20 protein-coding genes are annotated in these 21,071 nt (G+C 65.6%); 5 read left to right on the forward strand and 15 right to left on the reverse strand.

Annotation, left to right across the window (positions count from 1 at the left end; translation table 11 throughout):
• Positions 1-9 precede the first annotated feature (9 nt).
• The 4 genes from ASE61_RS04740 to ASE61_RS04755 are packed head-to-tail and all read right to left on the reverse strand — an operon-like array spanning position 10 to position 3,041.
• Positions 10-789 (reverse strand): ABC transporter ATP-binding protein, encoded by a 780-nt coding sequence (locus ASE61_RS04740; protein ID WP_061965630.1) that lies wholly within the window; start codon positions 787-789, stop codon positions 10-12.
• The gene (locus ASE61_RS04745) at positions 786-1,559 is read right to left on the reverse strand and encodes an ABC transporter permease (protein ID WP_061965069.1); all 774 of its coding nucleotides are present in this window, start codon (positions 1,557-1,559) and stop codon (positions 786-788) included. The genes ASE61_RS04740 and ASE61_RS04745 overlap by 4 nt, the downstream gene beginning before the upstream one ends.
• Positions 1,556-2,071, reverse strand: coding sequence for a mismatch-specific DNA-glycosylase (locus ASE61_RS04750; RefSeq protein ID WP_061965071.1), 516 nt, complete (start codon positions 2,069-2,071; stop codon positions 1,556-1,558). The genes ASE61_RS04745 and ASE61_RS04750 overlap by 4 nt, the downstream gene beginning before the upstream one ends.
• 10 nt (positions 2,072-2,081) lie before the next feature.
• A complete protein-coding gene (locus ASE61_RS04755; RefSeq protein ID WP_061965073.1) occupies positions 2,082-3,041 on the reverse strand; it encodes an ABC transporter substrate-binding protein in 960 nt (319 codons plus the stop codon).
• Between the two features lie 244 nt (positions 3,042-3,285).
• Here ASE61_RS04755 and ASE61_RS04760 point away from each other — a divergent pair, with 244 nt between their 5' ends.
• Positions 3,286-4,842 (forward strand): acetolactate synthase large subunit, encoded by a 1,557-nt coding sequence (locus tag ASE61_RS04760; RefSeq protein WP_061965075.1) that lies wholly within the window; start codon positions 3,286-3,288, stop codon positions 4,840-4,842.
• Between the two features lie 182 nt (positions 4,843-5,024).
• Here the strand turns inward: ASE61_RS04760 and ASE61_RS04765 are convergent, their stop codons facing one another.
• From ASE61_RS04765 to ASE61_RS04785, 5 genes are all read right to left on the reverse strand, one after another.
• Positions 5,025-6,068: a histone deacetylase family protein gene (locus tag ASE61_RS04765; RefSeq protein WP_061965077.1), complete on the reverse strand. Its 1,044-nt coding sequence runs from the start codon at positions 6,066-6,068 to the stop codon at positions 5,025-5,027.
• 126 nt (positions 6,069-6,194) lie between these two features.
• On the reverse strand, positions 6,195-6,791 hold the full coding sequence (locus ASE61_RS04770; RefSeq protein WP_061965079.1) for a TetR/AcrR family transcriptional regulator: 597 nt from the start codon (positions 6,789-6,791) through the stop codon (positions 6,195-6,197).
• Between the two features lie 64 nt (positions 6,792-6,855).
• A complete protein-coding gene (locus tag ASE61_RS04775) occupies positions 6,856-8,034 on the reverse strand; it encodes an acyl-CoA dehydrogenase family protein (protein WP_061965081.1) in 1,179 nt (392 codons plus the stop codon).
• 98 nt (positions 8,035-8,132) lie between these two features.
• Positions 8,133-9,254 (reverse strand): diguanylate cyclase domain-containing protein, encoded by a 1,122-nt coding sequence (locus tag ASE61_RS04780; RefSeq protein ID WP_162260065.1) that lies wholly within the window; start codon positions 9,252-9,254, stop codon positions 8,133-8,135.
• 167 nt (positions 9,255-9,421) lie between these two features.
• Positions 9,422-9,706 carry a hypothetical protein gene (locus ASE61_RS04785; RefSeq protein ID WP_139163486.1) on the reverse strand — a complete coding sequence of 95 codons (285 nt, stop codon included), beginning with the start codon at positions 9,704-9,706 and terminating at the stop codon, positions 9,422-9,424.
• A 269-nt stretch (positions 9,707-9,975) separates the two neighbouring features.
• On the opposite strand from ASE61_RS04785, the gene ASE61_RS04790 reads away from it, so the two are divergent.
• Both ASE61_RS04790 and ASE61_RS04795 read left to right on the forward strand, forming a co-directional pair.
• The gene (locus ASE61_RS04790) at positions 9,976-11,139 is read left to right on the forward strand and encodes a hypothetical protein (protein WP_061965087.1); all 1,164 of its coding nucleotides are present in this window, start codon (positions 9,976-9,978) and stop codon (positions 11,137-11,139) included.
• Between the two features lie 184 nt (positions 11,140-11,323).
• Entirely contained in the window at positions 11,324-11,644 is a 321-nt protein-coding gene (locus ASE61_RS04795; protein WP_061965089.1) for a hypothetical protein, read from the forward strand.
• A 17-nt stretch (positions 11,645-11,661) separates the two neighbouring features.
• On the opposite strand, the gene ASE61_RS04800 is transcribed toward ASE61_RS04795, so the two are convergent.
• The 6 genes from ASE61_RS04800 to ASE61_RS04825 all read right to left on the reverse strand — a co-directional run bounded on the left by ASE61_RS04800 (position 11,662) and on the right by ASE61_RS04825 (position 19,495).
• Positions 11,662-12,618: a succinylglutamate desuccinylase/aspartoacylase family protein gene (locus tag ASE61_RS04800; RefSeq protein WP_061965091.1), complete on the reverse strand. Its 957-nt coding sequence runs from the start codon at positions 12,616-12,618 to the stop codon at positions 11,662-11,664.
• An 11-nt stretch (positions 12,619-12,629) separates the two neighbouring features.
• Complete coding sequence (locus tag ASE61_RS04805; protein ID WP_061965093.1) at positions 12,630-13,451, reverse strand: ABC transporter permease; 822 nt, start codon at positions 13,449-13,451, stop codon at positions 12,630-12,632.
• Between the two features lie 14 nt (positions 13,452-13,465).
• Entirely contained in the window at positions 13,466-14,401 is a 936-nt protein-coding gene (locus tag ASE61_RS04810; protein WP_061965095.1) for an ABC transporter permease, read from the reverse strand.
• Positions 14,402-14,540: 139 nt separating this feature from the next.
• Positions 14,541-16,130, reverse strand: a complete 1,590-nt coding sequence (locus tag ASE61_RS04815; protein ID WP_061965097.1) for an ABC transporter substrate-binding protein — start codon at positions 16,128-16,130, stop codon at positions 14,541-14,543.
• 214 nt (positions 16,131-16,344) lie between these two features.
• Complete coding sequence (locus ASE61_RS04820) at positions 16,345-17,967, reverse strand: amidohydrolase (protein ID WP_061965098.1); 1,623 nt, start codon at positions 17,965-17,967, stop codon at positions 16,345-16,347.
• Between the two features lie 46 nt (positions 17,968-18,013).
• On the reverse strand, positions 18,014-19,495 hold the full coding sequence (locus tag ASE61_RS04825) for a M81 family metallopeptidase (RefSeq protein WP_162260066.1): 1,482 nt from the start codon (positions 19,493-19,495) through the stop codon (positions 18,014-18,016).
• A gap of 193 nt (positions 19,496-19,688) precedes the next feature.
• On the opposite strand from ASE61_RS04825, the gene ASE61_RS04830 reads away from it, so the two are divergent.
• Together ASE61_RS04830 and ASE61_RS04835 are read left to right on the forward strand one after the other, a co-directional pair.
• Positions 19,689-20,711 (forward strand): DNA topoisomerase IB, encoded by a 1,023-nt coding sequence (locus tag ASE61_RS04830; protein ID WP_061965102.1) that lies wholly within the window; start codon positions 19,689-19,691, stop codon positions 20,709-20,711.
• Between the two features lie 63 nt (positions 20,712-20,774).
• Positions 20,775-21,068, forward strand: coding sequence for a hypothetical protein (locus ASE61_RS04835; protein ID WP_061965104.1), 294 nt, complete (start codon positions 20,775-20,777; stop codon positions 21,066-21,068).
• Positions 21,069-21,071: the final 3 nt, after the last annotated feature.

Raw genomic sequence — 21,071 nt, forward strand, 5'->3', positions numbered from 1 at the left:
ACCTGCCGGCTAGTGATCCGCCGCGATGACCTCTGCGCGGATCTCCTCGACCAGCCGCTCCTTCAGGGCGACGAATTCCGGGGTCGTCTTGATGGTGTAGGGCCGCGGATGCGGCAGATCGACCGCGATATCGGCCTTGATCCGCCCCGGGCGCGCGCTCATCACCACGACGCGGGAGCCGACGAAGATCGCCTCCTCGATATCGTGGGTGACGAAGAGCACGGTCTTCTGCTCGCGCTCCCAGATGCCGAGCAGCATTTCCTGCATCAGGGCGCGGGTCTGGTTGTCGAGCGCGCCGAAGGGCTCGTCCAGCAGCAGGATCTTCGGATCGTTGGCGAGCGCGCGGGCGATCGCCGTGCGCTGCTGCATGCCGCCCGAAAGCTGCTTCGGGAAATGGTCGACGAACTGGCCGAGCCCGACGCGCACCGCCCAGTCACGGGCGATCTTCAGGCGCTCGGCTTCCGGTACGCCCTTCTCGCGCAGGCCGAAGGCGATGTTCTGCTGCACCGTCAACCAGGGGAAGAGCGTGTAGCTCTGGAAGACGAAGCCGCGATCGGCACCCGGCCCGGAAACGGCTGAGCCGTCGAGCAGGACGCGGCCCTCGCTCGCCGTTTCCAGTCCGCCGATGATGCGCAACAAGGTCGACTTGCCGCAGCCGGACGGGCCGAGGATGGTGATGAAGTCGTTGTCGGCGACGCTGAGCGAGGTCGGCATCAGGGCGCGTGTCGGCTCGGCCCCGCGCTGGCCGGCGAAGACCTTGCCGAGATTCTCGATGACAAGCTTGCTCATGCGCGCGCCCACGGGAACAGGCGCTGGTTGATCGCCTTGAAGAGGAAATCCGAGATGAGGCCGATCAGGCCGATCACGATGATGCCGAAGATGATCTGCCCGGTGTTCAGCAAGGCCTGGCTGTCGGTGATCATGTGGCCGATGCCGGAAGAGGAACCGATCAGCTCGGCGACGATGACATAGGTCCAGGCCCAGCCGAGCACGAGGCGGAAGATCTCGGCGATCTCGGGCGCGGCATTGGGCAGCATGACGCGGCGCACCACCGAGCGGTCTGTCGCGCCCAGCGTATAGGCGGCGTCGACGAGATCGCGCCGGATCGAGCCGACCGAAACCGCGATCATCAGGATGAGCTGGAAGACCGAACCGATGAAGATGACGAGCAGTTTCTGCGTTTCGCCGATGCCGGCCCAGAGGATCAGCAGCGGGATGAAGGCGGAGGCCGGCAGGTAGCGCGCGAAGGAGACGAAGGGTTCGAGGAAAGCCTCGATCGGCTTGTAGGCGCCCATCAGGATGCCGATCGGCAAGGCGACGATGACGGCGAGGATGAAGCCGCCGAGGACGCGCCAGATCGTCATCATGATGTCGAAGCCGAAGCCGTATCGCACCATCAGGTTATAGCCTTCGCCGACCATGGTCAGCGGATCGGCGAGGAACAGGCGCTGGACATAGCCGCCGAAGGTCGCGACCGACCAGAGCGCGACGAAAAGCGCAAAGAAGGCCAGGCCGTAGCCGATGCGGGCCGGGGCCGAGACGGGTTGCAAAGGTCTCATCGCGATTGGGTTCCGGTCACGGCCATGGCCAGTTGCTTCCAGGGTTCGATCGACCAGAAGCCGGCTGCGGCGCCGGAGGTCGAGGGGAGGATGTAGACTTCGGCACCGGCCAGTCCGTCTGCCTGCGGCCCGTAGGCAAGCCGGCCCTCGCTGATTCCGAGGGCGACTTGGGCCGCACGCTTGCCGTTGAAGGCCAGGAAGCGGGGCCGGTTCGCAGCGATCCGCGCCGTGAAGCCGGCCACGTCGAAATGGCCGCCGCGCAGCGCGGAATCCGGACCCGAGCTGCGCTTGGCGACATCGGTCAGGCCGATGCCGTAGCGCGGCAGGGTCGCGAATTCCTCCGGCCAGAGCCTCACCGGGACAAGCCCGATCTCGTGAAGCACCGGCCAGAACTTGTTGCCTGGCCCGGCATAATAGGCGCCGCGCCTGGCCGAGACGGCGCCGGCCTGCGTACCGCAGAAGACGACACGCAGGCCGGGTTCCAGAATATCCGGGAGGATGTCGCCGGTCATGCGCCGACGGTTACTTGCCGGCGACGAACCGCGTATCGACCAGCGAGGCGAGATCGGGCTTCGCCTTGAGCAGGCCGATCTCGAGCAGCAGGTCGGCGGCCTTGGCCGAGAAGGCCTGCCAGTCGCCCGCGAAGAATTTCTTGTTGCCCTCGGCATCCGACCAGCGCAGGAACGCCGCCGATTTGCCGAACTGCTCGCCGGTCTGCTTCACGTCGGCGCCCGTGATCTCATAAGCCTTGGCCTGGTCCTTCTTGATCATCTCCAGCGCCTCGAAATAGCTCTGGGTCAGCGCGGCCGCGGCCTTGTCGTTGACGAGGAAGGCGGGCGTGCAGCCGAAGGTATCCATCACCATCGGATAGTCGAGCGTCGTGGCGATGATCTTGCCGGCATCGGGCTTGTCACGGACGGTGGAGAGATAGGGCTCATAGGTCATGGCGGCGTCGTTCTGGCCGGCGATGAAGGCCTGGGCGGCGGGGCCGGGCTCCATGTTGACGACCTTGACGTCCTTCACCGAGAGGCCGTTCTCCTTGAGCATCCAGGCCAGCGCGAAATAGGGCGAGGTACCGGGCGCGGAAGCCGCGACCGTCTTGCCCTTCAAATCCTTGATCGCAGCGACATCCTTGCGCACGGCCATGCCGTCGGCGCCGTAGCTCTTGTCGAGCTGGAAGATCTGCTTGGTCTTGATGCCGGCCGCATCCCAGACGATCCAGGTCTCGACCGTGGTCGCGGCGCACTGGATGTCGCCGGAGGCGATGGCGAGGTGGCGGTCCTTCTGCGGGATCTTCTTGATGGTGACGTCGAGGCCGTTCTTCGCGAAGATGCCGGCCTCCTTGGCGAGCACCAGCGGCGCGAAGCCGGTCCAGCCGGAAATGCCGATATTGACCTTGGTCTGCGCCTGGGCGCCACCCGCCGCGAGAAGCGCCGCGAGGCCGAAGCCGACAGTCGCACCGATGCGCTTGAAAACTGCCATGATTGAAACCCTTCCCCGGTTTTTTGGCCGATGCACCACGCTGACGCCTGGAGCGTCATTCGCGGCGCAATGCAACCTTCGTTCCAAAACAGCCTAATTGCATATGCAAACAGGTCAAGCCGCCGATCAGCGCCGCTTGGGGAAGTCATGACATTCTCTCGTTTGACAGGGCAGAGGGAATTTCCTCCTCTTCCGCCCGCCGGCGCGAGGGGCGCCCTTATTTTCTGTGAGTCGAGGTTTCCCAATGAACGGCGCCGACCGCCTGTGCGACACGCTTCTGATCAACGGCGTCGATACCTGCTTCGCCAATCCCGGCACCTCCGAGATGCATTTCGTCGCGGCGCTCGACCGCAAGCCGGAAATGCGCTGCGTGCTCGGCCTGTTCGAGGGCGTGGTGACCGGTGCCGCTGACGGTTATGCCCGCATGGCCGACAAGCCGGCGGCGACGCTGCTGCATTGCGGGCCGGGCATGGCCAACGCGCTCGCCAACATGCACAACGCGAGGCGCGCCCGCACGCCGATGATCAACGTCGTCGGCGACCATGCGACCTACCATCTCCAGCACGACGCGCCGCTGACCAGCGATATCGAGAGCCTGGCCGAGCCGATGTCGCATTTCGTCCGCCGCATCGCGACGCCGGAGGATGTCGGCCCGGCGATCGGGGAAGCCTATGTCGCCTCGTTGACCCTGCCCGGCGTCACCACCGTGATCCTGCCGGCTGATTGCGCCTGGGGCAGCGTCGAGCCCGCCACGCTGAAGCCGACCGAGCTGCCGGCGCTGAAGAGCGTCGATGACGCGACGATCCGCGAGGTCGCGGCCGGCCTGCGCAAGCATGGCAAGCGCGCCGCGATCATGTTGACGGGCCTCGCGCTCCGCGAGAAGCCGATGGAAATGGCCGCGCGCATCTGCGCGGTGACCGGCGCCCAGATCTTCAGCCAGATGTCGAACGGACGTATCCAGCGCGGCGCCGGCCGCGTCGCTATGCCCAAGGTGTTCTATCCGATCGACAAGGCGCTCGATCAGCTCAAGGATGTCGATTATCTCGTGCTGGTCGGCGCGCAGGTTCCGGTCGGCTTCTTCGCCTATCCCGGCAAGCCCGGCCGCCTGATCCATGACGGCTGCGAGGTCGCCAAGCTCGCGATCCCCGGCGACGACCTGCCGGCCGCCATCACCGGGCTCGCCGAAGAGATGGGCGCGACGAAGACCGCCCCGCTCTACATCGCCCCGCCGCGCAAGGAGCAGCCCGGCCTGCCGACCGGCAAGCTCGACGCCGACAAGGCCTGCGCCATCGTCTCGGCCCTGCTGCCGGAGAACTGCATCGTCTGCGACGAGTCGGTCTCGTCGGGCCGCAGCTTCTACTACGACTGCCACAGCGCGCCGCAGCACGACTATATCCAGCTCACTGGCGGCGCGATCGGCGAAGGCATCCCGCTCGCGATCGGCGCGGCCGTCGCCTGCCCCGACCGCAAGGTCATCGGCATGCAGGCCGACGGCTCGGGTATGTACACGGTGCAGGGGCTGTGGACGCAGGCGCGCGAAAACCTCGACATCGTCACCGTCGTCTTCGCCAACCGGACCTACCAGATCCTGCATGGCGAGATGCGCGCCGTCGGCGTCAATGATTTCGGCCGCAACGCCACGCTGATGCTGAACATCGACGAGCCGGCGCTGGACTGGGTGATGATGGCCAAGGGCATGGGCGTCGAAGCGGCGCGGGCCACGACGGCCGAGGAGTTCACGAGCCTGTTCAAGGCCGCGCTCAGCCGCAAGGGGCCGTTCCTGATCGAAGCGGCGATCTGAGGCGCTTCGAGCCGCGTTGAAGGGTGTCATCCCGCACGCGCTGCGGCACGTCAGTGCTGCGGCGCAGATGCGGGATCGCCCTCAGGAAAAGGCGCCTTCTCGTCATACGACCTCGTGTCTGCGCCGCAGCGTTTTACGCTGCAGCGCGCACGGGATGACAGGTGCCTCCGAGAAGACAGGCGCTACTTGAACCCGCCCAGGAACGCATCGAGGCAGTCGCCGATCGCTTCGATGGCGTAGCCGCCCTCCTGCACCACCAGCGTCGGCAGGCCGAAACCCTTCACCTGCCGGCCGATCGTGCCGAAATCGCTGGCTTCCAGCTTCAAGACGCCGATCGGATCGTCCTTATGGGCGTCGTAGCCGAGCGCGATCACCACGACCTCGGCACCGAAATCGCGGATCGCCTTGCCGGCCTCGGCAACGGCCGCCTCCATCGCGGCGCCGCCGGCACCATGCTCCAGCGGCAGATTGAGGTTGAAGCCCTCGCCCGGACCATTGCCGCGCTCGTCGGCATAGCCGGTGAAGAAGGGGTAGTAGTTTGTCGGATCGGCATGGACCGAGATCGTCAGCACATCGTTGCGGCGATAGAAGATCTGCTGCGTGCCGTCGCCGTGATGGGCGTCGACGTCGAGGATCGCGACCTTGCCGAATTTGGAACGTAGGCGCTGGGCCGCGATCGCGGTGTTGTTGAGATAGCAGAAGCCGGTGGCGCGGTCGGCGCGGGCATGGTGGCCGGACGGGCGGCAGAGCGAATAGACGGCGCGCTCGCCGGCGAGGATCGCATCGGCGGCAGAGACGGCGGTCTCGGATGAGCGCAGCGTCGAATGCCAGCAATGCTCACCGATCGGCACCGAGAGATCGCCGAGATACCAGCCGAGCTGGCCGATGAAACCGGTCGGGCGGCAGGGCGGACGGACATCCTCGTCCGGGCGGCCGCTCCAATAGGGAAAGGTGCTCGGCCAGACTTCCGGCCCGCGCTCGGCCGGCAGGTCCTGCCAGCGCGCCCAGGCGGTCTCCAGGAACTTGACGAAGCCGGCATCATGGATCGCGAGGACCGGGTCCGTGCCATGCGCTGCGGGCTTCTCCGGCGTGATGCCATGTTTCCTGAGCGCGCCGAGCAGGCGCTCCGTCCGTTCCGGCAGGTCCTTGGGAGCCACGACCTTGCCGAAGCGCATATATTGCTGGGGATCGTGGAGGGCTTGGTCGGGGTGATAGAAGGCGCGCATCAGGCGAAGAATCCTCGTCAGATCGCGAGGCGACCGACGGCCCCGCATGGGGATGCTAGCAACCGCCGACGCCTTGGTCAGCCATGACGATGCCGCCCGGCCCTGCATGGGAGGCGGGGCAGCCACTCAATGCGGCGAGAGCAGCGCCACGAATTCGCGCGCCAAGGCGTCGATCGCATGGCGCTCCGGCCGATACCAATCGGTCGAGCCGTTGAGCGCGCCCAGCAGGAACAGGCGCAGCACGTCAGGCGAGTTGCCTGCGGGCATGCCGCCGGCCTGCTGCCATTCGGCGATCAGCCCCCGCCAGACCTCCTCGTAGGCGCGGCGCACCGCGCGTACGCTCTCGGGCACAGCCGCCGCGCCGAAGGTGAAGACCTTGATGCTGGCCGAGGTATAATCGCCATGACCGTGCAGGGCGGAGAGATGCGCCCGGACTGCTGCCTCCAGCCTGACGCGCGGCGAGGCCCCCTCCTCCGCCGCGAGCGCCGCGACGACCGCCTCATGGACGAAGTGCACGCCGTCATTGACGACCGCCTCGACGATCTCCTCCTTCGAGCCGAAATGATAATAGAGGCTGGCCTTGCGGATGCCGACGGCCTCGGCGATCTCGCGCAAGGTGGTCTGATGGTAGCCGCCGCCACGCAGCAGGCGCGCGGCATGGTCAAGGATCAGCCGGCGCGAGCCGCCTTCGGTCGGCGGCCGGGTGTGCGCGGCTTCACTCATAGGGTGTCATCCCGTGTGCGCTGCGCGCAGTGCTGCGGCGCGTGCGGGATGACACACTCAGCCCTCACAGCCGCTTCGCCACTTCCTCGAGCATGACTTCGGTCGCGCCGCCGCCGATCGACTGGACGCGGGCATCGCGGGTCATGCGCTCGATCGCGCTTTCGCGCATGTAGCCCATGCCGCCATGGAACTGCAGGCAATCGTACATCACTTCGTTGACCAGCTCGCCGCAATAGGCCTTCGCCATCGAGACCTCGCGGGTGGCGTCGAAGCCCTGCGCGTCAAGCCAGGCGGCGTGGTAGACAAGCTGGCGCCCGGCCTCGACCTTGCCGGCGAGCTCGGCGAGGCGCTGGCGGATCGCCTGCTTCTCCCAAAGCGGTGCGCCGAAGGCTTTTCGCGTCTTCACGTAGTCCAGTGTCAGGTCGATGGCGGCCTGCGCCTCGCCCATCGCCATGGCACCGATCACGGTGCGCTCGTTCTGGAAATTGCTCATGATCGCGTAGAAACCGCGGCCCTCCTGCCCGAGCAGGTTCTCGGCCGGCACCTTGCAATCGACGAAGGAAAGCTCGGCAGTGTCGGACGAGCGCCAGCCATGCTTGTCGAGGGCGCGCGAGACGGAGAAGCCCGGCGTGCCCTTCTCGACGAGGAAGATCGAGACCGATTGCGACGGTCGCGCTTGCGGGTCCGTCTTGGCGGCGACGCAATAGAGATCGGCATGGACGCCGTTGGTGATGAACATCTTGGCGCCGTTGAGGACGTAATGGTCGCCCTCGCGCCGCGCCGTGGTGCGGATGCCCTTCACATCCGAACCGGCATCGGGCTCGGTCACGGCGACCGCGACGATCTTCTCGCCGGCGATGATGCCGGGCAGGTACTTGTCCTTCTGCGCCGGGCTGCCGGCATTGGCGATATGGACCGAGGCCATGTCGGTATGGACCAGCGCGGTGATGGCGACGCCGGAGAAGGTCGAGCGCCCCAGTTCCTCGGCCAGAACCACAGTCGCCATCGTATCCATCTCGGAGCCGCCATACTCGCCGGGATAGCGGATGCCGAAGAAGCCGAGCTCGCCCATCTTGCGCAGCACCGCACGCGGGACGAAGCCGTCCTCCTCCCATTGCAGGGCATGCGGCTTGATCTCGGCCTCGACGAAGCGGCGGACCTGGTCGCGCAACGCCTCATGTTCCTCCGTGAAGTAAGGCGAGCGGCGAGCGCCCTCCACAGCAGGCTTCCCGACAGCCGACATCGCCTTCTCCCGTTTTCTGCAGCGCCACCAGCGAGCTACCTGCCGGACGGTAGGTGAACACCGCGCCGAGATCAAGCTACCTTCCCTCTATGGCGATGTCAGGCGACGTCGTCCCAGTGGGCGACCATGCTGCGGCCCTTGCCGGCGCGCTTGGCGCCGTAAAGGGCCTGATCGGCCGCGCGCGTCAGGACCTCGGCTGTCCAGGGCGTGGTATCCTGCTCCGACTTGACGGATACCCCGACGCTCGCGCCGACGGTGACAAGCTGACCCATCAGCATGAACGGCGCCATGACGACGGACACGGCCCGGTCGGCGATCTCGGACAACGCAGCCGCATCCTCGACGCTGCGCACCACGAGGGCGAATTCGTCGCCGCCCAGCCGCGCCACGCTGTCACCCGGCCGGACGACACCCTTCAGGCGCATCGCGACCTGCTTGAGCAGATCGTCGCCGGCCTGATGGCCGTGGCGGTCGTTGATCAGCTTGAATCCGTCGAGATCGAGCAGCAGGAGGCCAAGCGCCTCGCCGCTTTCGCCGGCTTCGCGCAGCACGCGATCGAGCCCGCGGCGATTCATGAGCCCGGTCAGGGAATCGTGACTGGCGGCGAAGTCGAGTTCGCGGCGCACCATCAGCAATTCCTCGAACTGGCCGATGATGTAATCCGAACTCTCATAGATCGAATAGAGATAGACGAGGAGCAGCACGCTCAGCGCCTGATAGAGCGGATCGCCGGAGGCCAGGAAGGCGACGACCAGCGTGCCGATCGCGATGGTCGAGAGCACGGCGCAGATCCAGTAGCGCAGGGTGCGCAGATAGGACCCGGCCGTCAGCGCCATGGTGAGACCGAGGCTGAGCACGAAGCCGCCGGCATGATCGGTCGCGGCGGCGGCCAGCGTCAATGCCGCGATGACGAGGGTGAAGGCGAAGGCGGAATAGGCGTAGCCCGCCTCCCAGCGCCGCGCCTCCGCCAGGGATAGCTTGCACGCCGGATCGCGCCGCTTGAAGCTGACGATGTTGGCGATGCGCAGCAGGGTCGTCACGATGCCTGCTGCCGTCAGCCACCAGAAGATCGTCTCGCCGGTTTGCACAGCCATGATCGCAGAGCCGACGATCAGCCCGGCCGCAATGCAGAGGATCTGAGGCAGGGCCGCGAAGAGACGCGAGATGATCTCGATCTCGATATCCGCGGGAAGCTGCGCGGCGCGTCTACGGGGCCTCATCAGCAGATGCATGGCGATGCCTCTACGCGCGAGGCTCTAAGAACCCGTCAGCCCGATCCCGGGCATTTTAGGGATCGCATCGCTTGCGCGATATCGGGCAGAACCGAAAAGGGGCTGGCACATGCCAGCCCCGTTCCAGGCTCCGCATCGGAGGGCGGACGCTGCGATCAGTTGCAGCCGCAGCCGTGACCGAAGCCCCCGAGCAGGCCGCCGACGAGTCCGTTGCGGGAGACGATCGCCTTCACCGGGGCGACGACGCCGACCTTGTTGCCGTTGGCGATGCCGTTGCCGCTGAGCACGCTGACATTGTTGAGCGCATTGATCTTGACGCCCGACACGGCCGTCGTCACCGGGGCGATGATGCCGCCGAGAAGCGAACCGCCTCGCCCACCGGCCATAGCGGGGGACACGGCGAAAGCTGCAACCGTAGCGAGAACAAACGCGTATTTCATCTTGCTTCTCCCTGTTTCGCCTCCGGGCCGGAAGCGATGAAACACGTATAGGTTGCAACAACCTCTTCAAGCAACCTTCTCTCAACATTAACCATACCGAGTAAAGTTAATTTGCACCTGAAAGCATACTTTGAAAATAAACCTCAAATCATTCGCGCTATACATAAATCGATCCGAATACATATAAGAGCAAAACCGGTATAATTTACGATCAATTAACCATCATAAACCATCATTGCGAAATAAATTTTTAGATCATGGCGACGTCTATGCAGAAAATCATCATTATCGCTTTGGTATTTCACGCTTCCCTTGCGCTCGCGACTGAAAAGTCGGCCGAGGAAAAGGAAAGCTCGATCGCCGTTATCGGGCTTCGCGGTGGCTTTGACAGCAATCCCGCCGGCGCCCGGGGGGCGAATGGCACCCCCGTCGCCACAACCTATGCAACCTGGGATTACCTGCGCGGCACATTGCAGGACGGCTACGGGCTGAACCTGTCGCTCGTCGAGACGCATTACGACCCGCGCGCGCTCGCCTCCGCCCGCGCCCATTCTCTGACGCTGAAGCACGGCTTCAGCGTCAGAGAATGGGCGCTGCGTTCCTCCCTCACGGCAAGCAGCGAGCAAACCTGGTCACGTCGGAAAAGCAGCCTGTCCTGGCGCGAACGGTTCGATCACGGCATCGGCGCGTTCCGCCTCTTCGCCAGCGGGGAAGCGCGGATGACGGCGCTGAACGAGCGCAACGTCTTCAATCTCGGCGATTTCCTGCCGCGCGACGAGAACTTCGGCACGCTGGGGCTGACAACGGGCGCCGCCTGGCGATCGGGCGAGACCGAAATCGGCCTCTCCTTCAGCGCCGCGCGCGTCCACTATATCGAGGGCGTCGACTATCTCGGGTTCCGGCGCGACCATAACCGGCTGCAACCCAACCTGTTCTTCTCGACGGTGCTGAAGGGCGCCGCGATCGAGGCCTCGCTCTCGCCGTTCCGCGCCTATTTCCCGGAGAAGGAGTTCGATGCGGTCGAGAGCCTGCTCTATACGGCGAAGCTGCGCCTGCCTTATGAGCGGTTCACGCTCGACCTCGGCTCGCTGCGCACGGTGGAAGACACCACCCTGCCCTTCTCCGTCATCAACCTGGTGACGGCGCATGAGGCGAAACTGACGGCCCGGATCGACGACGACAATGCCGTCAGCCTGTCCGCCCGGCGCAAGACCGACGATTATGTCGGCCTCGATGCCCGCTCGGACCAGAAGGGTGTCGGCATCGACTACCAGCGCAGCCTGGGCAAGGGCCTGATCGGCACCGTTGCCGGCGCCTGGCGCAAGACCAAGGAGACCGGCCTCACCCCCGTGACCTCGTTCAGCGTCATGCTGGGCCTGCAAAAGCAGATCGAACTCAGCCGCAGTGGCAAACCGGACAAAAGCGGCGGGTAGGGTCGCTGCCTTTCACAAAGCCAGCACTTCACACCGGGCGCGTAGCGGGATCCATCGACCAGCTTCGCCGTTCCTTTCCCTTGCCTCCTGGCCGCCTCAGCCTGCGTTCATCATGAACCCGCTAGGAGACAGTGAAACGTCTCGCCAGGCCCACTCGCCGGCGAGGAAACGGAAAGGAAGAACCATGCTGCGTCGCCAGCTCACGGTTTCGGCCCTCGCCTGCGCCGTCCTGCTCAGCGCAATCCCGGCCCAGGCCCAGTATTACGGCGGGCCTTATCGCGGCGGACCGTCCTATAACGATGATGACGACGATGACGATGATCGTCCGCGGCGGCGCTATGACCGTCGCGATTACGGCTATGAGCGCCCATATTACAGGCAGCCGCGCTATGGGAATATGTGCGTGACCAGCCGGGGCGATTGCCCGACGCCACCCCTGCCCTATGGCTCAAGCTGCGGCTGCAGCATCCCCGGCTTCGGCAGCAAGCGCGGCATCGTGCAGTAAAGCCGCGCCGGCCACGTTCAGGGCCGGCGCCGGCTCTCCGTCCCGAGATAGCAGATGCCCTCGCCGGGCTTGGCCTTGGGGTTGGGGAAGATGATGAAGCCGTCGCGCGGCATCGTCACGACGGTGCCGTCTGCGCGGCGGGCGATCGGCGTGCCCTTGGCGACGCGGTCACCGGTCTTCCACGAACCTTCGACCCGGTCGCCCTCGGCCTCGCAGATGACGAGATCGTCCATATGGACGACGACGCGCTTCTCGGGGACCGGCGGCGCCTCATCGGTCAGGCCGAGATGGACGAGCACGTTGCGGATCGCCTTGTAGCCGACATCGACCGAAGCCGGGTCGTCGTGACGCCCGCATTCGAGCGTCACGCCATAGCCGCCGGCGAAGCGCATGAACTCCGTCGTGCCGAAGCCTTCCGTCACGGCGAGCCGCGGCAGGTTCAGGCGCTCGCGCGCCGCGATCAGCCGGACATAGATGTCGAGCCAGCCATGGATCATCAGGTCGACGCCGAGGCAGGCGGCGAAGGCGGCCTCGGCCGCGCCATGGCGGAAGGGTTCGAGCGCGCCGCGATTGTCGTCCGGACCGAAGAAGACGAAGGGCACGCCCTCCCCGGTGAAGGAATGGACGTCGAGCAGCATGTCGTGCTGGCGCAGGATGGTGGAAAGACGATTGCCGATCCTGTCCTCGTTGTCATCGGGTTGCGGCCGCTCGCGCAGGTCGCGGTTGAGGTTGCGGTCGCCCTCGCGGGTGTTCTGCCGGAAGGCCTTGGGGTTGGCGACGGGCAGGAAGGTGACCTCGCCGCGCTGGATCGAAACACGGCCGGCGCGGCAATCCTCGATCACGCGGGCGATGGCGTTCGGCCCGCAGGTCTCGTTGCCGTGGACGGCGCCGAAGACGAGGAGCTTCGGCCCGGCCTTCAGCCCATGGAAGCGGATGGTCTCGAGCGGCGGGTCGATCAGGTCTGGCGTGGTCATAGGCTCTACTGTCAGGCTTTGCGAAGCTGCGAATGCGGGTCGAGGATGTCGCGCAGGCCGTCGCCGAGAAGGTTGAGGCCGAGCACGGTCATGAAGATGGCGAGGCCCGGGAAGATCGAGATCCAGGGCGCCGTGGTGATCTGGTCGCGCGCGTCGGAGAGCATCGAGCCCCAGCTCGGGAAGGGCGGGCGGATGCCGAGACCCAGGAAGGAGAGCGCCGCCTCCGCCAGCACCGCGCCGCCCATGCCGAGCGTGCCGATGACGATGATCGGGCCGGCGATGTTCGGCAGGATCTGCAGCAGCATGATGCGCAGGTTGCTCGAGCCGAAGGAGAGCGCCGCCTCGACATAGCCCTGCTGCTTGATCGACAGCGTCGCGGCGCGCGACAGCCGGCAGGTATAGGACCAGTTGGTCAGACCGAGTGCGATCAGCAGGCTGGTCAGGCCCGGCTGGAGAATCGCCATGATGGCGAGCGCGAAGACCAGCGAGGGAATCGACAGCATGAGATTGGTCAGGCCGTTGACGAAATCGTCCCACCAGCCGCCGAAATACCCCGCCGACATGCCCAGCGCCACGCCGATCACCGTATTGATCAACTGCGAGACGATGCCGACCGTCAGCGAGATGCGCGCGCCGTAGAGCACCCGGCTGTAGATGTCGCGGCCCTGCGCATCCGTGCCGAACCAGAACTCGGCGCCGGGCGGAACCTCGGCATTCATCAGATTGGCGTCCATGACGGGGTCGGTATGTGCCAGCCAGGGTGCCAGCGTCCCGCCGATCACGACGGCAGCGAAGAGCGCGCCGCCGATCCAGAGATTAGCCCGGAATTTCATCTGCTGCCCCGCCCCTAGGTGTATTTGATGCGCGGATCGATCAGAGCGCAGAGCACGTCCACGATGATGTTCACGACGAGGAAGAAGAGCACGAGCAGCAGGATGCAGGCCTGGACGACGGGAATGTCGCGCAGCGACACGCTGTCGACCAAGAGCGAGCCGATGCCCGGCCAGGCGAAAAGCTTCTCGATCACGACGGCGCCGCCCATGATCGAGCCGAATTGCAGCCCCAGCGTCGTCAGCACGATGACCATGGCGTTGCGCGCCACATGCCAGCGCATCACCCGGACCTCGCTGTTGCCCTTGGCGCGAGCGGTGCGAACGAAGTCCGCGTTCATGACTTCGAGAACAGCGGCGCGCGTTGTGCGGGCGAGCAGCGCGAGCGGTGCCACGCCGAGCGCGACCGCCGGCAGCACGATGTAGCGCGGATTGCCGTCGCCATAGCCGAAGCTCGGGAACCAGCCGAGCACCAGCGCGAAGGCATACATCAGCATCAGCCCGAGCCAGAACTGCGGCAGGGACAGGCCCGACACGGCAACGAACATCGATTGCATGTCGAGCCAGCCGCCCGGCTTCAGCGCGGCCAGGAAGCCAAGCGGAATGCCGAGCGCGATGGCGAAGGCCATCGCGGCTATGGCCAGCTGAAGACTGGGCCAGATCCGCTCGAGCAGGGAATTGATCACGGGTTGGCGGGTGCGGAACGAGGTGCCGAGATCGAGCGTCGCAAGCTTCCCGGCATATTTCGCGAAGCGCACATAGACGGGCTCGTCGAGGCCGAACTGCTTGTTCATGCGCGCGACCTGCTCGGCATCGACGACCGAGCGGCCATCCGACATCTGGGTCGAGGCGAAGTCGCCGGGAATGACGCTGAACATCACGAAGACGAGCCCAGCGACCGCAAGCAGGATCGGGATGGCCTGCAGCAGACGGCGGAAGACATAGGGCAGCATGGTCAACTCCTGATCGCCGCCGCAGGGCGGACTCAGGTCAAGGCCCGAAAGTCTCCGTCACCCCGGGCGGGCGGCATGGCCGCACCGATCCGGGATGACGGATGTCTTCGAGCTGGCGGAAACCTCCGCGGAGGCGCGCTTACTTCGCTGCGGGCGAAGACGCGTCGACCCAGAGATCCTCGTAACGCTGGAGCGCGAGCTCCGTAGCGTTCGCCTGCAGGCCATGCAGCCAGGGCTGATAGGCCATCACCGCCTTGTTGTAGTTGAAGAACCAGACGGGAGCCTCGTCCTGCAGCAGCGCATTGGCCTTCTTCATGAGCTCGATCTTCTTGCCGGCGTCCCTCTCGGCCGCGGCCTCCTCGAACAACTTGTCAAAAGCGGCGCTCTTGAAGGTGGTGTAGTTGCAGGACGAGCGCGGCGTCGCCGAGTGGAAGCACTTCAGCGCGGTCAACGGATCGGGGCCGGAGGTGTTCGACCAGATATAGGCCTGGAAGTCGCCCTTCGCGATGACGCCACCAAGCGCCGAGGTCTCGACCGGTTTGACCTTCACCTTGATGCCGACCTTGGCGAGCATGGGAATCGTCGCCTCGACGATCGGAATGCCCCAGCTCTCGTTCGGCGTCGCCGTCCATTCGAACTCGAAGCCATCGGGATAACCGGCCTCGGCCAGGAGCTTCTTGGCCTTCTCCGGGTCAAAGGCATAAGGCTTGGCGTTCTTGTCGAAGGCCGGGACCGAGCTCGGCAGCCAGCTCACCGCGCGATAGGCCTTGTCGCGAACGAGGCGCTTGATGATCAGGTCGCTGTCGATCGCGTAGTTGATCGCCTGGCGCACCCGCTTGTCGGAGAACGGCTTGAACTCCGGGTTCATGCCCATGTTGCGGGTGAAGACCTCCGCGACCTCCAGGATGCCCTTTGAAAGGTTCGGATCGGCCTTGTAGGCAACGTACTGGGTCGAGCCGAGGATCGAGACGTCGATCTCCTTGTTGCGGAAGGCGACGTCGCGCGCAGCCGCCTCGCCCATCGGCGAGATCACCAGCTTGTCGGCATAGGGCTTGCCGGGCTTGTAGTATTTCTCCCAGCGCTCGAAGACCATGCGCGAACCGGGCACATGCTCGACGAACTTGAACGGGCCGAGGCCGATCGGCTTGTTGAAGAAGTCCGGCTGCTGCGCTTCCTTGGCCGGCATGATCGCCGTGGTGGCAGCATAGAACAGGAAGCTGGGATCAGCCGGATCGGTCAGCGTCATCTCGATGGTGAAATCATCGATCTTCTTGAGGCCGGAAATCTCCTTGGCCTCGCCCTTGCGGACGGCCTCGGCGCCCTTGATGCGCACGACGCGGCTCGCACCCGGATAGTTCTTGGAACCATCGACAAGACGCGTGAACGACCAGATCACATCGTCGGCCGTCATCTTGCGGCCATTGTGGAAGAACGCGTCATCGCGCAGCTTCAGCGTATGCGTCAGCCCGTCCGCCGAGGTGGTCATGCTCTTGACGAGCTCGGGCTCGGGCTTGCCGGCCTTCGAATCCCAGCGGAACAGCATGCTGTGCAGGGCGTAGCCGTAGATCTCGTCCTGGATCTGGTTCGAGACATGGCTGTCATTGCTGACGAAGGAGGCGCCATAGGGCGCCGTGAAGCGGATCGTTCCGCCGCGGCGCGGCTCCTGAGCCTGCGCCGAGATCGTAAAGGCTGCCAGCGTCAGCGCGGTGGCGAAGGCAAATTTCTTCAACAACACGATTTTTCCTCCCGTTTCCCATCTGCTCCGGCTGATCCGGAGTTGTTTGTTTCAAGTGGAACCATAACGGCTTTGCCGCGCTTGTCTTCCCCCGCGCGGTCAAATTCCCCGAACAGCTCCGCGATTCACGGTGTTGCAGAGCTGTTCTGAGCTCCGTTTCGCATTTTCTTCACGCGAACCGGCATTTTTCGCTCGAAGATGCTCTGCCTCAAGCTCCCCGCTCGTAGACGACCGCGCCGCCAAGAATGGTCAGATCGCAGCGGGTGTCCTTGAGGATATCGGCCGGAGCGGCGCTCAGCAGATCGCGCGAGAACACAGCGACGTCGGCGAGAAGGCCCGGGGCAAGCCGCCCCTTCACCTTCTCCTGCTTCTGCGAGAAGGCGCCGAATTCGGTATAGGCCTGCAAAGCTTCCTCGATCGAGACGCGCTGAGCAGCGTCCATCACCGTGCCCTTCCAGGTCTCACGCGTCAGCATGGTGTGAAAATTCGGGAAGGGGTTGGGGTCGCAGACCGGCGCGTCGCTGCCCGTCGCCGGCTTCAGGCCGAGATCGAACCAGGTCCGGAAGGGATAGCTCGGCAGCGCCCGCTCCGGCCCGAGTACCTTGACGTAGGCATCGCCGAAATCATGGATGAAGACCTGCTGCGGACAGGGATAGATGCCGGCCTTGACCATGCGCTCGTGCTGCTCGGGGGTCGAGAAGCCGCAATGCTCGATACGGTGGCGACGATCCGGGTCGGGGTAGGCGGCGAGCGCCTTCTCATAGGCGGTGATGAGCTGCTCGATCGCGGCATCGCCGATGGCATGGCAGGCGAGCTGGTAACCCTTCTTGTGGGCATCGAGCACCATGCGTTCGAGCTCGGCATCCTCCCACATCCAGACGCCGGTGGTCTTGTCCTCGCCGAGATAGGGTTCGGTCATCCAGGCGGTGCGGCCGCCGGCCGAACCGTCGAGGAAGAGCTTGACCGCGCCGATCATCAGCATCTCGTCGCCGGTCCCGGAGATCAGTCCGGCGTCGTAGCAATCAGGCACGATCGAGCGGCCGTCATCGCCGAGCAGGGTCAGCCAGGTGCGGACCGGCAGGCGGCCGTCGCGCTTGGCGCGGTGATAGGCCGCGATCTCGCGGAAGCCGCCCTTCTGGCCGACGGCGGCATCCATGCAGCTGGTTATGCCGAGCGAGAGCAGGTACTGCCCGCCGCGCTCGATACCGGCGATGATATCCTCTTCGGTGGCTGCCGGAATCGCGGCCTGGACCGGGGCGCGGGCGTTCTCGGCGAGCAGGCCGGTCAGGCGGCCGTTCTGCTGCTCGATCAGGCCGCCCTGCGGCGTCGGCGACGTCTCGTCGATCCCGCCGAGGCGCAGCGCTTCCGAGTTGCAGATCGCGATATGGCCGCAGGCGCGCACCAGCATCACCGGATTGTTCGGCGCGGCGCGGTCGAGTTCTTCGCGATAGGGGTGACGGCCGGTGTCGAGCTTGGTCTGGTCATAGCCGCGCGAAAGGATCCATTCGCCGGGCTTCGACTGTGCGGCACGGGCTGCGATGGCGCCGAGAAGGGCATCGAGCGTCGGCGCGCTCTCCGGCTTGGAATCGACCCAGCCCATGGTCATGCCGAGCGAGACCAGATGCAGGTGCGAGTCGTTGAGGCCGGGTGTCGCGAGCCGACCCTTCAGGTCGATGACGCGGGTCTTCGGCCCGATCAGCGGCTTGATCTCGGCATCGCTGCCGGCGGCCAGGACCTTGTCGCGGAAGATCGCCAGCGCCTCGACGACGCCTTCCTCGCGCCCGCACCAGATCGGCCCGTTGCGCAATACGATATCGGCCTGAATCGCCATGGTGTTCTCCTCAAATCCAGTCGTCGCCGACGCCTGCGCGCGGCGGTCAGATATCGTCGAGCGGGAAGATCGGGCGGCGCACCTTCTTGTACGGCCGCTCCTTGAAATTGCGCGTCGAGAGCGCGCCCGTATCGACCTCCAGCACCTCGCGTGCGATCGGCTGGAAGGCGGCGCGGAAATGCTGCATCGACTTGACGATCACCGTCGATTTCCGGGTCGGATCGACGCCGAGCGAGGTGAACTGCGCGAGGTCGGTCGCCTGGCCGTTATGGGTGATGACGATGATCTCGACATCGTCGACGCGCAGCAGCGCCGAGAGCCCGTAATTGCGCCAGACACCGCCGGCCATCGGGCCATGGCAGAGGAAATAGCCGTCGGTGATCGCGACCACGTGTGCATCGAGATCGAGCGGCGCGCCGCCCATGGTCGGATCGACCTTGCCGCCGAGCTTGATCCGGCCGCGCTTGCCGACGCCGATCGCCTGGGCGGCCAGCACGGCCTCGGGGTCGTTGATCGCATGGAAGCCGACATTCTTCAGCCCTGCATCGAGGACCGCGCGCAGCAGGTTGGTGGCGTCGCCATAGGCGCCCGAGCCGGGATTGTCCGAGTAATCCGAGATCACCACCGGCTTGTAGCCCGGCTTGCCCGTATCGGCCTCGCCGGCCTTGGCGCGGGCCATGGCCTCGGCCAAGGGCGTGAAATGGATCGAGGAGAAGCGGCGCTGCTCCCAAGCGTAATCCATCAATTCTTCGGCGATGGTTTGCGCCTTGCCGCGATCATCGGCCGTGACCGCGATCGAGGGGCCGATATCGTGGACATCCGCCGAGGAGAAGCCGGCCTGGACGCTGACGACGAGCGCATCGCCCGAGGCTTCCAGCGCGTCGCCACGGCGCAGCAGTTCGAGGAAAGGCGGCGAAGTCGTGCGCCCGCCGTCGAGCGCGTAAAGGATCGGGCGCCGGGCGAGCGCGACCTTGGGCTTGATCTCGCCCTTCAGCGCGCGCTGCAGCAGCTCCGCCGCCTGCCAGGTCCGCTCGTATTGGTCGATATGCGGATAGGTGCGGTAGGAGATCAGCGCATTGGCGTTGTCGGCCATAGCTTGCGTCACCGTCGCATGCAGGTCGAGCACGGCGACGACCGGCACGTCCGGGCCGATGCGCTTGCGCAGCCGGGCGAGCAACTCGCCCTCGCCGTCATCGGAGCTCTCTGTCGACATCGCGCCGTGGAGATGCAGCAGCACGCCGTCGACGCCCGGTGCAGCATCGCAGATCTGGCCGGCGAAGACATCGAAGGCGGCATCGGTGACGCGGCCGGATGGATTGGCGCCGGTCACCAGCGGGTGGACCAGGCTCCAGCCGAACTTGTCGGCCGCCTCGAAGGCCGCGCCCATCGAGGTGCGTGTGCCACGGAAGGCGCCCGGGATTTCATTGTCGCGATAGGCGCCATGCGCCCTGAAGGTGGCTTCGTCCGTGAGCTGAACACTGAAGGTGTTCGTCTCATGCATGAACTCGGCGATCAAAACGCGCGGCACCGTCATCTCCCCAAATATATCGTTCAATTTTTTTGACAGTCTTGGCGAGCCAACTCGGGATTTGCCACTGTTTTTCGCGCATGCATCCCCAGAAACCTGCGCGCTTGTCGAAATGTGGTGAATATGCTCGACTGAGCGGAACCAACTGGCCCATGGCGCCGTTTTCGCAGCGGACCCCCGCGAGCGCCCGCCCATGCCGGTTTCCTCACACGCTAAACGCCCTGCCGCAGCGACGCGACTGCGGCGCGTTTCGTCAGATGAACTCACGATCCGTCGCGTTCGCCACGGCCGCTCCTTCGGTTACCGGGACGCGGAGGGCGGCAAGATCAGCGACGAGGCCACCCTCGCCCGCATCCGCTCACTGGCCATTCCCCCGGCTTATGAGGATGTCCGCATCGCGGCCGATCCGCGCGCCCATCTGCAGGCGATCGGCCATGACGATGCCGGCCGCATCCAGCATCGCTACCATTCAGACTGGGAGAAGGTGCGCGAGAGGCGCAAGCTCAAGCGGCTCGCCCGGCTGATCGAGGCGCTGCCGAAGCTGCGGGCGCGCATCGCAACCGATGTCAAGGCGCGGACTCTGTCGCGCGACAAGGCGCTCGCCAGCGCGGCGGCCATCATCGACCGCTGCCATCTGCGCGTCGGTAACGAGGCCTACGCCAAGGAGAACGGCAGCCACGGCACCTCGACCTTGCTCAAGCGGCACGTCACACTGACGGGCACGCGGGTCGCACTGCATTTCCGCGGCAAGAGCGGCAAGGACATCTCCTGCGCCATCGACGATGCGCCACTGGCCCGCGCAATCACCCGGATCACCACCCTGCCCGGCCGCCGGCTGCTGCAGTATCGCGGCGAAGACGGCTCCGTCGCATCGATCCATGCGGCCGAGATCAACACCTATCTCAAGCGCGCCTGCGGCCTGCCCGTCAGCAGCAAGGACCTGCGGATGCTCGCCGCCAATGCCGCCGCAGCGGAGCTTCTCTTGGCCGGCGAGGCGGTGGCGAGCGAGGCTGGCCGCAAGCGCCAGCTCGCGGACATCATGCGCGCCATCTCGGAGAAGCTGGTCAACACGCCGGCCGTCGTCCGCAAGAGCTATGTCCACGCGATCGTCATCGATGCCTATGCCAGCGGCCGTTTGCAGAAGAGCTACGCGAAGGCGCGCGCCAAGGCCGGCTGCTCGCGGATCGAACGCGCTCTGGGGCTGCTCGCCGCCTGAATCTCGGGGAACAATGCCACCCTTCAGAGCTTGGTCCTGAAAGCCTTTTCAGAGGAGACCGCCATGGCCCAGCCCAACAGGAAGCGCGAGAATCCCGCCCTGATCGAGGACGAGCGCAAGCCCGCGAACGCCGGTCAGACCGCCGCCGAGACCGACCCCAGCGAGAGCCAGCGTGTCAGCGACCGCACCAACATCCATGATGCGGGGAGCGATGCCAACGACACACCGGATGGGCTGACAGAATCGGAAGAGGCCGTGCGGCAGGCGGCGGAGGACGTGCCCGTTGGCAGGCCGCTACGCGGCAAGACCGAGGCGATCCCGGTCTTCGATCGCGGCTCGCTTCCGCCCAAGGCCTGAGCC

The sequence above is a fragment of the Allobosea sp. Root670 genome, assembly GCF_001429415.1.
GTDB classification, from domain to species: domain Bacteria; phylum Pseudomonadota; class Alphaproteobacteria; order Rhizobiales; family Beijerinckiaceae; genus Allobosea; species Allobosea robiniae.

Bases quoted from the DNA above. Each gene is read 5' to 3' on its own strand.
- ASE61_RS04830 (WP_061965102.1), top strand. From the start codon at position 19,689: ATGCCGGTTTCCTCACACGCTAAACGCCCTGCCGCAGCGACGCGACTG.
- ASE61_RS04795 (WP_061965089.1), top strand. From the start codon at position 11,324: ATGCTGCGTCGCCAGCTCACGGTTTCGGCCCTCGCCTGCGCCGTCCTG.
- ASE61_RS04820 (WP_061965098.1), bottom strand. From the start codon at position 17,967: ATGGCGATTCAGGCCGATATCGTATTGCGCAACGGGCCGATCTGGTGC.
- ASE61_RS04775 (WP_061965081.1), bottom strand. From the start codon at position 8,034: ATGTCGGCTGTCGGGAAGCCTGCTGTGGAGGGCGCTCGCCGCTCGCCT.
- ASE61_RS04785 (WP_139163486.1), bottom strand. From the start codon at position 9,706: ATGAAATACGCGTTTGTTCTCGCTACGGTTGCAGCTTTCGCCGTGTCC.
- ASE61_RS04760 (WP_061965075.1), top strand. From the start codon at position 3,286: ATGAACGGCGCCGACCGCCTGTGCGACACGCTTCTGATCAACGGCGTC.
- ASE61_RS04790 (WP_061965087.1), top strand. From the start codon at position 9,976: ATGCAGAAAATCATCATTATCGCTTTGGTATTTCACGCTTCCCTTGCG.
- ASE61_RS04770 (WP_061965079.1), bottom strand. From the start codon at position 6,791: ATGAGTGAAGCCGCGCACACCCGGCCGCCGACCGAAGGCGGCTCGCGC.
- ASE61_RS04800 (WP_061965091.1), bottom strand. From the start codon at position 12,618: ATGACCACGCCAGACCTGATCGACCCGCCGCTCGAGACCATCCGCTTC.
- ASE61_RS04755 (WP_061965073.1), bottom strand. From the start codon at position 3,041: ATGGCAGTTTTCAAGCGCATCGGTGCGACTGTCGGCTTCGGCCTCGCG.
- ASE61_RS04805 (WP_061965093.1), bottom strand. From the start codon at position 13,451: ATGAAATTCCGGGCTAATCTCTGGATCGGCGGCGCGCTCTTCGCTGCC.
- ASE61_RS04810 (WP_061965095.1), bottom strand. From the start codon at position 14,401: ATGCTGCCCTATGTCTTCCGCCGTCTGCTGCAGGCCATCCCGATCCTG.
- ASE61_RS04765 (WP_061965077.1), bottom strand. From the start codon at position 6,068: ATGCGCGCCTTCTATCACCCCGACCAAGCCCTCCACGATCCCCAGCAA.
- ASE61_RS04745 (WP_061965069.1), bottom strand. From the start codon at position 1,559: ATGAGACCTTTGCAACCCGTCTCGGCCCCGGCCCGCATCGGCTACGGC.
- ASE61_RS04750 (WP_061965071.1), bottom strand. From the start codon at position 2,071: ATGACCGGCGACATCCTCCCGGATATTCTGGAACCCGGCCTGCGTGTC.
- ASE61_RS04740 (WP_061965630.1), bottom strand. From the start codon at position 789: ATGAGCAAGCTTGTCATCGAGAATCTCGGCAAGGTCTTCGCCGGCCAG.
- ASE61_RS04780 (WP_162260065.1), bottom strand. From the start codon at position 9,254: ATGAGGCCCCGTAGACGCGCCGCGCAGCTTCCCGCGGATATCGAGATC.
- ASE61_RS04835 (WP_061965104.1), top strand. From the start codon at position 20,775: ATGGCCCAGCCCAACAGGAAGCGCGAGAATCCCGCCCTGATCGAGGAC.